Below are 13,132 nucleotides of genomic sequence, written 5' to 3' on the forward strand. Positions count from 1 at the left end.
TTTTTACGAGCGAAAATAAGACAATAAGTAGATAGCGATAATTCCAAACAGAAAACTTTCAGGTTGAGGGAAAAATGTGTAGAATGGAAAGCAAGGAGAGTGAAATACTAATGAAAACAATTACAACTGCTGAACAATTTAATGAACTGATCTCAGGTGATCAAAAAGTTCTAGTGAAATTTTACGCTGGATGGTGCCCAGATTGCACACGCATGAATATGTTCATCGATCCAATCATCGAAGAATACAACCAATTTGACTGGTATGAACTTAACCGTGATGAGCTTCCAGAAATCGCGGACAAATATGATGTAATGGGTATTCCAAGCCTATTAATTTTCCAAAACGGTGAAAAATTAGCACACTTACATAGTGCAAATGCTAAAACACCTCAGCAAGTTATAGAGTTCTTATCTGCTCAACAATAATGGAAAAATGAGCTGCATTTCTTTTTGAAATGTGGCTCTTTTTAAAAAGGAGATTATGATGCGTCAGCAATTGTCGCTACTCGGAAAGTCTCAATATGATGCATCCATTGCACCAAACTATCGTAATTCTGCCTGTGGTCCTACAACTGTACACGTAGTCTTAAATTATTTAGAAGATCAAGTTCCTTCGGTAAATGAGCTTTATAAACTTCTCGGTGGCACAAAAATCGGGTTATTTAAATGGCGTCTAATTCGCAACCTTCGCCGGCTTCGTCCGACATGGGATATCCGTGATTGTACGTTAAAGGAAGCTATGCAGGAAATCGATGCAGGTCGCCCTGTCGCCATCCGCTTTGACCGATATTTCAGCCTAAATTGGCGCGATAAAAAATCTGCCTTCGCTTATCATTGGGTGCCTCTCATTGGCTATGAAATACGAAATGATGAGCTGTGGCTAATGTTCCATGATAATGGCGGCCCTAATCGTGAAAGTAAAATTCGAACGGCTCCTTTTAAAGATAATGAAAAAGTATTGAGCTTCGTGAAAATTACACCGAACTAGACGAGAGCGTGCTTGCAATGTTAGACACGCTCTTTTCTTATCAATAATTCAAGGCTTATTTACTCTTCTCAATAATAACTTTTAGAACTTCCGCAAATACATCCATTGTTCTATACGATTCTTCCAACGTATTTTCTATACCTCCAACTTCTAATAATACTGAATTATCATGGAGCTCTTGATTATAGGTGTTTTGGGGATCGACCCCTTTTTCTATTACACCTATTGATAGTCCCGGATATAATACTTCTAGTTGTTCATGAAGCTGAGTGGCAAATATTTTATTCGTTTCATAGTTTCCACTCGTTTTTGATACGACAAATTTAATTCTTGCGTAATCCTTCCCTTTAATTTCAATTGTGGATTCACGTCTTTTTTGAGAATCTCGATGTATATCAAACACCATGCGAATACTGTCATTTTCGGCTAAAACTTTTTGTAAATTTTCCCGTGATACTTTATATGATTCCCAATAATTTAAACCTCTTCTTTTTAAGATTCCAGCAATATCGGTCTCATCATGTACTGAATTAATTTGCATTTCCTTTAGTGCTCTACTTAACTCTTTACCTAGCAATGTTACATTTTTAGTATCGCTATAAATCACCTGATTAATTTCTTGTGCAGGAAGCTCTGGAATAAATGATTCCGTATTATGTGAATGATAAATATATACTACAGGTTCCTTTTCATCCATTGCATAAGACAATGACGCCCCTCCATCACTATGGGCTACCTCTGAAACTGTGCCACTCCCATTTAAGGAGAATAACCATGAAAAAATAAATGCACAAACTAAAACGCCGCTTGTAATCACAGAGAATTTTGTGAAAATTCTTTTTTTACCCATGCTTCGTGCTCGTTGTCTAAGAGTATTCTCAGTTGCAGAAACAAACTCCTTTCTAGGATGTTGAGGGTATATTTCTTTCAGCATATCAAATAAGTCTTTTTCATTTTGCATTTGTCAAAACCCCCTCTATTTCAATATTCAGTTTTCTCTTAAGCTCTTTTAGGGCTCTGTGATAATCAACTTTTACTTTCGCCGCACTACATTGAAGAATTTCCGCAGTCTCGTTAATGGAAAATTCATTAATACCTCGAAGTATGACTACAGCTCTGTAATTAGGTTTTAATTTAGCAATGGCTTCATGAATAAATTGTTTTATTTCTGTTACCTCAAATTCCTCATCAGGCTTCTTTTCATTCGATGATAGCTGATTAAAAAAGCCGTCCTTAAATAGTGAGGCAAACCTTTTCTTTCTGTAGTGATCTATTGCCACGTGTTTTGCGATTGAAAAAATCCATGTTTTCAAATGATATTTACCATTAAAATTCGATAAACCCTTTAATACCCGAATGAATACTTCTTGGGTCAAATCCTCAGCATCATTTTGATTTCCCGTAAAACAAACAAGAAATCTATAAACGTCTAAGTAATACAAATTGTAGATTTCAACTATTCTTGATTCTAAGTTATTTGAATCAATCAATCGTTCCCCTCCTTTTACTTATTTGCTTATAATTCGTTTGAGGTTAGGAAAAGGTTACAAAAATTTATATAAAAAGATTCGTCACCATAACGTGTGGTTGATTTCCGTTCCGGCTGGGCGCTTTGCCGCTGACGCTTCGCTTTCGCGCAGAGCAGAGCTTCCTAGGGGCGTCCGATGAGCCGCTTCACTCGCTTCGCTCGCTCCAGGGTCTCATCTCTGACGCTAATCCCTAAGGAGTCGCCCAGCCTTCACTCCAATCAACCTAAGTACATGGCATATGTTTTAACAAATGTCAGTCTTTGGTGATGAGCCATAAAAAAAACAGAGTATATTTCTATACTCTGCGTTGATGACCATTATGTTGGTCACTCAGGCGTTTTCAAAGGATATGAAGATCTTAGCCTGAGTTCCTTTATTTCAGCGGATGTTTTGACATCCACTAAAAGAAGTTAAATAAGTGAATACAGTGAGCGTGCTTGTTTAGCGATTAATGTGTAGCCTCGTTCTTCTATTTCTTTGAACGTTTGAGGCTCGTAATTAGGTAATACTAAGCTCGCTAATTCTGCCTCGATCGGTACGTTCGTTTGAATTGTTGCAAGCTCGTGTGACAATTTTAGCATGTCTAGATTCTCTTTAATTTTCGTGCGTTGACCTGGCTTTAATTCGTCTATTGACGTAAGAACATTTTCGATAGAACCATATGTTTGAATTAACGTAAGTGCCTGCTTTGGTCCAATACCTTTAACGCCTGGATAACCGTCACTCGTATCTCCCATAAAAGCTTTAACCTGTGCAAATTGAATCGGTTCGATGCCATATTCCTCTTGAAAGCGTGTATGCGTATAAACGTCATACTCTGTGTAGCCTTTTTTCGTAAAAGCAATTTCCGCTGATGGTCCTAGAAGCTGTAGTAAATCCTTGTCTCCGCTAATTACCGTAATGTCAGCCTCATCCTGAAATTTTGTGATCATTGAGCCAATTAAATCATCTGCTTCCATCCCTTTAACACCGAAATTTTGCCAACCAATTTGTTGCGATAAATTTTTCGCCATATCAAATTGCGGTAGCATTTCCTCTGGTGGTGATGGACGATTAGCCTTATAGCCATCAAATAATTCGTTACGGAATGTATGTGCACCCATATCCCAACAAACAGCAAGATGGGTCGGCTTCATAATAGATTGTGCCGTCAATACATGACGTGCAAAGCCTTGGGCACCGTTAGAAGGTGTCCCATCCGCCAGGCGAATATAATGCCCCATTGCAGCCGAAGCAAAGAATGAACGGAATAATAGCGCCATGCCATCCACAATTAAAAGTTTTGGTTTTGTTGTCATGATAAATAGTCCTCTCTATAACAATACAATAATTGTATTCATTTATGATACTTTTATTAAGCATTGTCTATTATAGCAAACTATATAAGAACATCTACAATATATAGATGGTGTTAATTTTATGCAGTACACTAAACTTTAATTATGCCTCGGCATAATTCCGTGACATCCGCTTCTACAGAGCTCCCTTTTGTCATCACGCTGCCAATTTTATTAGAGAGCAGAGGCCGTGTATTCTGTCTTTAAAAGTCCATAAACATCAACGTCTTCATATGTATCTAATAAAAGTCTATTTTGTCTCAGTGTTCCTTCTTTAAGTAATCCACACTTTTCTAACACCCTAGTCGATGATTTGTTTCTAGAAATGGCAGATGCCCAAATTTTGTTGAGACCTAGTTCGATAAAACCAAAATGAATCATTCTATTTACAGCTTCGGTTGCAAAACCTTTCCCCAAATAGTCCTGACCAATCCAATAGCCGAGTTCACCTCTATTGTTGACCTTATCAATTCTTAAAGTAATCGTACCTACAATTTCTCTTGATTCTTTAGAAACAATTCCTAAAGGGTATTCGACTCCCAGTTTTATAAGTTCTGGCTGCACCTCAATCCAATCTTGTGCGAACTTCAATTCATATGGGTGCGGAAGCCCAAGAATATCTGCTAATCTCTTGTCATTAGCCAATTCTTTAATTCTGAATGCGTCATCACTAGTAAAGGGTTCTATACATAGACGCTCGGATTCTAATTTTATAACCATATTTGCTCCCCCTTGTATTAAATTGTATCAACATACATATAGCAAAGCTTCAGAAGTCAACAATATGCTTAACAGAGCCTATAAAAAAGAGCTACTTAAAAAAGCTATCGTTTTGGTCAATCTTTATGCACAACGATCGCTTTTTATATGCAATAAAATTTTAAGTTGATTGCATCACATGTAGAGGTAACTCCACGACCTGCGTGAGAAATCTACTTTTACTTGATTATTTACTTACACCTTGGACGTTATTTTTTTGAATACGATTGCGGTAATCCAGTCGAATACCTGTTAGCCATTGTAAAAACGCTGTCACGCCCATCTTCACTGTTTCCGGGCGTAGGTCCCCCTCCTTTGGATCGGCATAGACAAAGTCAATATGGCGGACCCCTTCATTTTCTCCAATGAGCTTTAGAATATCAAATAATTCATAGGCCGTTAATCCACCTGGTGTTGCAGCAGGTACATCTGGGGCGAATGTAATATCAAGCGCATCCAAATCTACTGATACATAAATACGATCTACCTCATACATAAGCTGACGAAGCATTTCACGAATCGTTAATTGTATGCCGTCACGGCGCATTTGCTTTAACGTAATCATATGTATTCCTTGTTCTTTCGCGTAGTGAATCATTTCTGGTGAATTAAAAAAGCCGTGTAACCCGACATTGTAAACATGTTTCCCCTCTACAACGCCTGCTGCAATGAGCTGCTGTATTGGAGAATCCATAGCTAAGCCAATTTCCTCCTGATTCCGAGCATCCAAATGCGTATCAATTTGAATAATCCCTATGCGATCCTTCGGAAAAGCATTCTTTATTCCTCTAAGAGAGCAAGCTGTAATCGCATGATCTCCACCTATAAGACACGTGAAACTTTTAGAATAAGCGGTGCTTAAGCTTTCTGCTGCAGCTTCTATAGCTGACTCTGAAAGCATTCTATCCGCCTCATGGATGGCCACATCGCCTACATCAACGACTGCTAACGAGCGCAAATCTACTTGCTCATCTAAATTATATGATTGAAAGCTTGGCCATGCCTTTCGAAATGCTGTTGGATACAGTGCCTTTTTGGATGATTTACTAGCATACGATAATAAAGCACCATACAAAATAATATCTACATCATTTGGAAGTGGATTTTCTTTTTGCTTCACCCATTGATGCATTGCTGAACCATTCTCTTGCTTATACTGCCATTCTGGTTGAATAAACATTTAACCGACCACCTTCATGCTATTTTTCTATAACTATCATAACGTAGGGTTGATTTCCGTTCCGGCTGTGCGCTTTCCTGGGGGCATCGAGTCGGAACGGATATCAACTTATTCACATGACAAACGTTTTGTCATCCCCGACTTTTGGTGATGAGCCAAATCGAAGTCAATTACCCTATGTAATTTATTGTTTACTGAAATATACCTAGTGAATTTATCTTCCACAATAATAGTACCATTAGTACATACAATTTCGTCAAAGCTCAGTATTTTCCCTCTTAATTTCTGAAAAATTCTCCATATGTGGATTTGTAAGAAAGATGTACCGGAAAGTTATACGTTTATAACAAAGTTGCACCGTTTCACCTCATCTATATTAGTTTTTTTCATGGGAATAATAGGATAACAGAGGTCGGATGTAGAAATAATTTACAGGTCACTAAATTAATGGAGGTTCAAAATCAACACCCTAAAAACAATGGGTGGTAAGTGCATTTCATCGAATTTTTATTAAGCTAACGAAAGTAAATGGTTACAGGAAGGATTGATTTAATGAGTTATAAAAATACTTTTATTAAAATTTCAGAGGATTCGGAAGTTGATTCAGCTATTACACCTCTCCCAAGAAATAACAAACCTACTATAGCTTCGATCGAATATGACTTAATCAGTAATAACCCTTACAAATACACTCAGGAAGAAGTACAATTTCAAACTTATTTGATTAAAAACCAAATTAAATCAGATCCATTAGATGAATTAAGAAAACATTTTCTCCAAAAACCTAAAGCGTGTTTTAGAGCTTCTCCATTGGTAAAGAAATATGGGTGGGGAATACACTACGATGATGAAGGAAAACTTGCAATATATGATGTTAATAGTGAAGTGTATGAGCAATTTCTCAATTCGGATAATATCACTTTATTAAAAGGTATGCGTTCTAAACGGAGCGGTAAATAACGACTCTTTTATCGCCTCGAGATCATTATACCTCGGCATTACCCCAATAAAAAAGTAGCGAACTAGGTAATCTTCTAGTTTGCTACTTTTTTGGTTTTCTTCACCACCGCTGATTATTAGTCTTCACCTATCGGACTTTTGCGGTATAAAGTTTGGCAAAGCACTGCGACCTCGTACATCGTATAACTTTGAAAGTTATATTGCTTATGCAATTCCTGATAATACTGTAAAAGTTCCTCAAGCATAGCTAAATTTTTTTCGATATTCTTGCCAAAATTATGAGGGTGCCACCATAAATGATAAAAAGCTTTAGACCGTGCAGCTGCTTGCATTCCCTCTTTTATACGTTGGACTTTTAAGCCTTCAAAAAATCGTAAAGGGCTACAATAGGGCCTTAAAAATGCACTTGAACGAATGTTAATAAAGGAATCCTTTTGCATTTCTTCTAGCGTTACTAGATGATTCCCCGTTACATTAACATAGCTATCCAGCCATTTTTTCGCACCTAATAGTCGACCTTTTTTCGTGAATTTTTGAGGATCGTACAACGGATGTTTTTCATTTCCTCGATAGCATACAAATCCTACTTCCTTACATGCTGAAAAATATGCTTCATTCACTTGATTCCGCGGAAAGACAATCGATTTCATCGGTCCGATATTTTCTTCACAAATCATGGCAGTAGCATGTAAATCTGCACGAAAATCCGCTTCAGTTTGTCCATTTTCTAAACAGTAAAAATGTGAAAATGTATGACTGCCTATTTCTTGATGTGGTGTACGTTTAATTTTCTCAATTAAGGATTTGCCAAAATGCAAAAGGTCCTCTTGCTCATTTTCTCCTACTTTTGCAAGTTGTGTATGTGCTGCGTAGCGCATGTTTTTATATTTTATTGGAATACCTCTTAAGTAATGAGCCATTTCAGCTTTTGTTTCTGCAAACAATAGACCCACTGTTGCCCAAGTCGCATGAATGCCATACTGTTCAAACAACTCTAGTATTTTAGGCAATGATTCACGGACGCCATATAAATTTTTATTGTATTGTCCGTGCTTAAATACATCGTGGACACCCCAATTTAGCTCAAAATCCAATGATATGACAAGACCTCCACGATTTACTTCAATTGCTACTTCCTCCATTTTTGCACGCCCAGTAACAGTGCACGTATTTTGGATTGGGTAATGTAACCAGAGTATACATCGACGACTTGTCCACCGAAGCCTAGCTTAAATGCACGAACATTTTGATCATCTGTCAGCTTCCCCATATCATATAAAACAAAGCCTTGCTCCTTTAAATGCAATAAATTGTGCCATAATAAGAAACGATTTGCATAACGAATTGGTCTTATTAAATGTTCTGGCATTGATTGTGAATGACAAGTCGCTACATAATAGGACATCGCTTTTTTAGCGTATATAATATCGAGTCTATAGCATAGTGTTTGTCCACAAAAACTGCGAATCTCAGACAACCATAGTGCTCCTTTATTTTTTAAAAGCGTAATAGCTTCCATTTGAGACTTACTAATTAGCTCGAGTTTTTTTCTTTTTGCGAAGTTATTATAAAACTGTTGAAAGGCTCGTAAATTTTCATCTGATGGTTCTTTATAAATAAAAACTTGATAGGACTCTTTTTGTGCACGACGAAGAATTTTTCGATTACTTTCCGAAAGAGCAAGATACAATGATGACTCACTATCTGTAAGGTGAATATGAACAGTTTCACTTTTAACAAGTTTACGGCTTGGTACAAGTGAATTTGTAAATCCAATAACCTTCATTGATTTTCTAACATTGGCTGGCTTCTCTACAAAATAAAAATGCTGCATTGCGATATTCCATCGCTTACTTTTAATGGACAGAATGAACATCGCCCCCACTCTCTGTGTATTTTTCTACATGATTTCGCCCGTAACGAGCACATTTAAAATGTTTCATTCGAGAAATACGTTTATAGCCTAGCTGCAATAATCGTTTACGCTTTCGCCATTGCCAAAAGCTTGCAGTAACCCAAAGTGTTTGTGCAGGTTTCATTTTTTGGAAAAAAGCTGTGATAATATCGATATTTTTATAAACATCATAGGTTAAAAAATATGTCTGCTTTGGCAATTCTTCAACAATTTGCAATTCATCTACACGCCAGTTCACCGCATGTAACGCAAACGCAGGCTTATTCGTTTCTGCATAAGAATCTTTGTAAATAGTGTATCCCTTATAAAAAAGAGAAATAATCTCTTCCTGATCGAGTTGCATCGCTTCCTGTATTGACAACTCCTCAAACAAATCTCCTACAGGTTGTTGCGGTGTAACATTATCTGATGGGGATAATTCATACAAATCCACTTGCTTAAAACGAATAAATTTCTCTACGAACAGTTGTCCATATTCTAGCCAATTTTTTACTTTCCCATACTTTACTAAGTAACGTAATTGACCTAGAGTATTGCGTTTCCATTCCACGACACGATGATTGCCTTTAAAAAACTCCTTGAATCGTTCCTTCAGCGTATAACAGCTCGCCAATAGTTTCGCTCGCTTCGTGCCACTGCTTACAAGCATACGTCTTGTAAAATCAATATTAGAGCGCCAATCGAACTTATACGGCTCATAGTCAATACTCATATCGAACAAGCGATAGTTATCAGAATACGTTCGCTTGATCGTTCCCTGATTCACTAATCTATCCGGCCCAAATAAATTAAATGTTGGCTCATGTGCAAGTGCGTAAGTTACATAACGTCCACGACAGCAAATTCCGTAGGTGAAGGCAATCCATTGGTCTTCAAAAACAAGTGCGTCTACCTCAACTTGCAATGCCTCCCCTTTAAGAAGCGTTAACCGTTCAAAAAAATCCTTTTTCTTACCTTTCGTAAAATCACTTGTATCTATTTTATTAGCCCATCGTCGATTAAATAATCTAAACATTTGCCAAAGCTCGTCCTGTGAAGGTATTTTCCTCGTTAATGAACCTAATTTACGCAGCTTCCGTCCTCTTCTATCCACACCATGCATGTTTTGACGTTGATTGTAATAGTTAGGAAAATCTACATCGCGAAAGGCAAGATACGGGGTCACTACACGAAAAATACTCGGACGTAACTGCCTTTCAACAAAATATTGCTCAATGACCTTTGTAGAGTCTTTGCTTTCCAATAATCCATGAAGCGAAAATAGTAGATGTTTATACTTTTCAATGAGCTGATCAAACACAAAAGTCGTAGCGAGCAACAGCCATTCTTTTTTCGCCACAACACCTGAATAATTCGCAATATTTTCTCCCGCAAAGGCATAAATTCGTATTCCCCATCGAAGTCGAACTAAAAAGGGGAAAAAGGCAATGATAGAACCATTTTCTTCAACAGCATAGAGCTCAACACGCTCTCTTCGCCCAACAATTTGCCACCAGTTATAAAACCAAGCAAATTCTATAAATGGATTATCATTGTCCTCCGCTGCTAAAATTTCATCCCAAATATCCTTGTACCACATAAGCTCATCATCAGTTCGAATGCGAATTAATTGCAAATTAATCACCTTTCTTAGCCGATTTTAATACAGCCTGTTCGTAGATAAACAGAGTTTTCTGATACAGGTAGAAACGTTAACTTTCTTAAAAAGCGTTCATTTTTTGACGTAAACTCTCATCCATTAATAATTGTATAAGCCTTTTATTTAGTAGATCTTTATCATCTCGATTAATTAAAAATCCATTCTCTAGGGCCCAGTGAGCCATCACCTACAAGGTACGTCAGAAAGCTTCGCTAAGGCCTCTAGCAATAAATCCTGGCTTTTCGGCACTTTAAAACGAGCAACCATCACGATTAATGGATGCTCCTTATTCTCTAAAATAGGTGCTACTCGCTTCTCTATTTAGTAGATGCCATTATGAATCGTCTGCATTTTATGTGCAGGAGCAATTTTTTCGTTAATGCAAGCTCGCGATTGGCGGATCATAAAATCCTGTTACCATAGTTACCTCGTTATTATCTTGCTTTAATTTTACGGCAAGTGCCTCTACATGCTTTTGCGTTCCTCCAATCTCATCCATACCGTGTAATAAGCTGAGCGATTTTCAGAACCTAGCACTCCTTAATTTTTAATAAGCACCTGTTCTCGCTAAAACTACGTAAAGTGTTTTAATGATAATTTTAAAATCCATCCAAAAGGAATGACGATCAACGTATTCTAGATCATATGAAATTTTTTGCCCGTGTGAAATATTAGAGCGGCCGTTAATTTGAGCAAGCCCAGTTATACCTGGCTTTACTTCTAAACGCCGTGCCTGTAAAGTGTTATAAGCATTTGTGATGGTTGGAACTTCAGGTCGTGGTCCAACAATACTCATATCTCCTTTTAAGACATTAATGAGCTGCGGAATTTCATCAATACTGAACTTCCGAAGAACGGCCCCAACTCTTGTGATTCGTGCATCCTGTTCAGTTTTAAAAAAATAATCATCCGGAATTCCGTCTGCACACAAAGTAGGCATATTCACAGGAACTGCTTGTATAGTCATTGTCCGTAGCTTCCAAATAACAAAGCGCTGATGATCCTGTCCGGTACGGATTTGTTTAAAAAAAACAGGACGGCCTGTGCTAATAAGTAAAACGAGGAATACTACTAACATAAGAGGGATGGTAATGAAAAGTAATAAGAGTGCCCCCCCAATATCAAAAATTCTTTTCCCGTACTGACTATAAAATTTAATAGTCTGAGCTGACTGCTCGTGCAACACATCATCCTTTGCATTTTTTTACCACTTAACTTTATATATTCATTTGAGACATTTATAGAACTTTGAAAAAGCAATTTCATAATAATATGTAGAAAAAGATGACATCACCAGAACATGGGTTGATTCCCGTTCCGACTAGACGTTTTCTTGAGGATGTCAGGGCAACAGTGTTTATTGTGCGAAAGCGAAGCGACAGTCAAACGACAGTCAATGAGTCGCCCAGTCTGCCTACTAAAATGCATACATTTTAAAATTAAAAAAAGGAGTTATTTCAAAATCATTTTTGAATAACTCCTCATATTATTATATTCAGCCATTAATGGTGATGTTCCTTTTTAACCTTGTATAATCTGTACTTCGCATGTAATTTGAACATTTCCTTTTAATGCCTTACTAATCATACATGTTTGTTCTGCCTTCTCAGCTAATCGATTAATTCTTTTTTGTTCTCGCTCAGATAAATTTTGTACAACAATTTTTGGCTTATGTACGATTTTCTCATAAGTAAAAACACCGTTCGTGACATCAACAAAACCTTCAGCTTGCATAGACAAATCCAACACAGCAATCTTCGAATTTTCAAGTAATGTAGCCAGTGTAATTAAATAACAGGTTGCTGCCGCTCCAAGCAGCATTTCATCAGGATTTGTCCCCATCCCCGGTCCATTCATTTCTCGAGGAATTGAAATTTTCGTATGTAGATTGTCTGCAACAATATTACCCGTCCCATTTCTCCCCTCCGACCATTTTAAATTCATAGTAAATAAATGTTGAACCATAAATAAATCCTCCTTTTGATTTTGTTGGGTACGGGTTAGAGCGCTTACCCTTGGGACCTGAGCAGTTCTCAGGGTTATCCGAGCAGTTCTTTGCTCTACCCGATCACTTTTCGAGGTTACCTAAGCAGTTCTTCGCTCTACCCGATCACTTTTCGGGGGTACCCGAGCAGTTATTCACTCTACCCGATCACTTTTTGGGGTTACCCGAGCAGTTATTCGCTCTACCCGATCACATTTTGGGGGTACCTGAGCAGTTATTCACTCTACCCGATCACTTTTCTGGGGTACCTGAGCAGTTATTCACTCTACCCGATCACTTTTCGGGGGTACCTGAGCAGTTCTTCTCTCTACCCGATCACTTTTCGGGGGTACCCGAGCAGTTATTCTCTCTACCCGATCACTTTTCGGGGTTACCTGAGCAGTTTTCTTGTTACCCGACCAATTCTATTACCTGCCCAATCAGTTTGCAAGGTTACTTGAACGATTCTACGTACAACCCAATTTCTCCCTTCGAAAGATTCTATATTTTTAAAGTAAGTTTATGAAAATGGAGGGTGGGCGACTCCTTGGGGATCGTCAAGTCCTTAATATTGTGTAAAATTCTATACAAAGTTTTTCAACTCTGACTTTAGTTTTGTCAAATTGTCCTGCTTATGTTGGAATTCGCCGCTAAAAGTGTGAGTTGCGCCGCTAACCAAAGGAAGAACGCCGCTAAAACCCGAAATTCCGCCGCTAACCAAACAAGGAACGCCGCTAAAACTCGAAATTCCGCCGCTAACCAAACAAGGAACGCCGCTAAAACTCGAAATTCCGCCGCTAACCAATCTTGGGGATCATCGTACGCCCCCAGGAAGCTCT

General features: G+C 37.9%; 14 protein-coding genes. 3 read left to right on the forward strand and 11 right to left on the reverse strand.

Going from position 1 to position 13,132, the window contains the following annotated elements:
- The first annotated feature begins 83 nt into the window (after nucleotides 1-83).
- Together ACIQ7T_RS07045 and ACIQ7T_RS07050 are read left to right on the forward strand one after the other, a co-directional pair.
- Nucleotides 84-428, forward strand: a complete 345-nt coding sequence (locus ACIQ7T_RS07045) for a thioredoxin family protein (RefSeq protein ID WP_402869533.1) — start codon at nucleotides 84-86, stop codon at nucleotides 426-428.
- 58 nt (nucleotides 429-486) lie between these two features.
- Nucleotides 487-990 carry a C39 family peptidase gene (locus ACIQ7T_RS07050; protein ID WP_402869345.1) on the forward strand — a complete coding sequence of 168 codons (504 nt, stop codon included), beginning with the start codon at nucleotides 487-489 and terminating at the stop codon, nucleotides 988-990.
- A gap of 55 nt (nucleotides 991-1,045) precedes the next feature.
- Here ACIQ7T_RS07050 and spoIIP read toward each other — a convergent pair whose 3' ends face one another.
- From spoIIP to ACIQ7T_RS07075, 5 genes are all read right to left on the reverse strand, one after another.
- Nucleotides 1,046-1,951 carry a stage II sporulation protein P gene (gene spoIIP / locus ACIQ7T_RS07055; protein ID WP_402869347.1) on the reverse strand — a complete coding sequence of 302 codons (906 nt, stop codon included), beginning with the start codon at nucleotides 1,949-1,951 and terminating at the stop codon, nucleotides 1,046-1,048.
- Nucleotides 1,941-2,480: an RNA polymerase sigma factor gene (locus ACIQ7T_RS07060; protein ID WP_402869349.1), complete on the reverse strand. Its 540-nt coding sequence runs from the start codon at nucleotides 2,478-2,480 to the stop codon at nucleotides 1,941-1,943. The genes spoIIP and ACIQ7T_RS07060 overlap by 11 nt, the downstream gene beginning before the upstream one ends.
- A 449-nt stretch (nucleotides 2,481-2,929) precedes the next feature.
- Nucleotides 2,930-3,817: a 5'-3' exonuclease gene (locus tag ACIQ7T_RS07065; RefSeq protein WP_402869351.1), complete on the reverse strand. Its 888-nt coding sequence runs from the start codon at nucleotides 3,815-3,817 to the stop codon at nucleotides 2,930-2,932.
- Nucleotides 3,818-4,030: 213 nt separating this feature from the next.
- Entirely contained in the window at nucleotides 4,031-4,576 is a 546-nt protein-coding gene (locus tag ACIQ7T_RS07070) for a GNAT family N-acetyltransferase (RefSeq protein ID WP_402869353.1), read from the reverse strand.
- Nucleotides 4,577-4,802: 226 nt separating this feature from the next.
- Nucleotides 4,803-5,795: an agmatinase family protein gene (locus ACIQ7T_RS07075; protein WP_402869355.1), complete on the reverse strand. Its 993-nt coding sequence runs from the start codon at nucleotides 5,793-5,795 to the stop codon at nucleotides 4,803-4,805.
- 552 nt (nucleotides 5,796-6,347) lie between these two features.
- Here ACIQ7T_RS07075 and ACIQ7T_RS07080 point away from each other — a divergent pair.
- Complete coding sequence (locus tag ACIQ7T_RS07080) at nucleotides 6,348-6,755, forward strand: DUF6157 family protein (RefSeq protein WP_370078182.1); 408 nt, start codon at nucleotides 6,348-6,350, stop codon at nucleotides 6,753-6,755.
- 116 nt (nucleotides 6,756-6,871) lie between these two features.
- On the opposite strand, the gene ACIQ7T_RS07085 is transcribed toward ACIQ7T_RS07080, so the two are convergent.
- The 6 genes from ACIQ7T_RS07085 to ACIQ7T_RS07110 form a co-directional block, all read right to left on the reverse strand.
- Nucleotides 6,872-7,897: a polysaccharide deacetylase family protein gene (locus ACIQ7T_RS07085; protein ID WP_370078184.1), complete on the reverse strand. Its 1,026-nt coding sequence runs from the start codon at nucleotides 7,895-7,897 to the stop codon at nucleotides 6,872-6,874.
- A complete protein-coding gene (locus ACIQ7T_RS07090; protein WP_402869358.1) occupies nucleotides 7,885-8,631 on the reverse strand; it encodes a hypothetical protein in 747 nt (248 codons plus the stop codon). Before ACIQ7T_RS07090 ends, ACIQ7T_RS07085 begins: the two co-directional genes overlap by 13 nt.
- A complete protein-coding gene (locus tag ACIQ7T_RS07095) occupies nucleotides 8,612-10,285 on the reverse strand; it encodes a GNAT family N-acetyltransferase (protein WP_402869360.1) in 1,674 nt (557 codons plus the stop codon). The genes ACIQ7T_RS07090 and ACIQ7T_RS07095 overlap by 20 nt, the downstream gene beginning before the upstream one ends.
- Nucleotides 10,286-10,856: 571 nt before the next feature.
- On the reverse strand, nucleotides 10,857-11,495 hold the full coding sequence (locus ACIQ7T_RS07100; protein ID WP_370078190.1) for a sugar transferase: 639 nt from the start codon (nucleotides 11,493-11,495) through the stop codon (nucleotides 10,857-10,859).
- A 335-nt stretch (nucleotides 11,496-11,830) separates the two neighbouring features.
- A complete protein-coding gene (locus ACIQ7T_RS07105) occupies nucleotides 11,831-12,274 on the reverse strand; it encodes an SACOL1771 family peroxiredoxin (protein ID WP_370078192.1) in 444 nt (147 codons plus the stop codon).
- Between the two features lie 637 nt (nucleotides 12,275-12,911).
- The coding region (locus ACIQ7T_RS07110; protein ID WP_402869362.1) for a hypothetical protein at nucleotides 12,912-13,132 on the reverse strand (221 nt) is incomplete at its 5' end.

It is taken from the genome of Lysinibacillus sp. NPDC096212, assembly GCF_044763105.1.
In the GTDB taxonomy this organism is placed as follows: Bacteria; Bacillota; Bacilli; order Bacillales_A; family Planococcaceae; genus Lysinibacillus.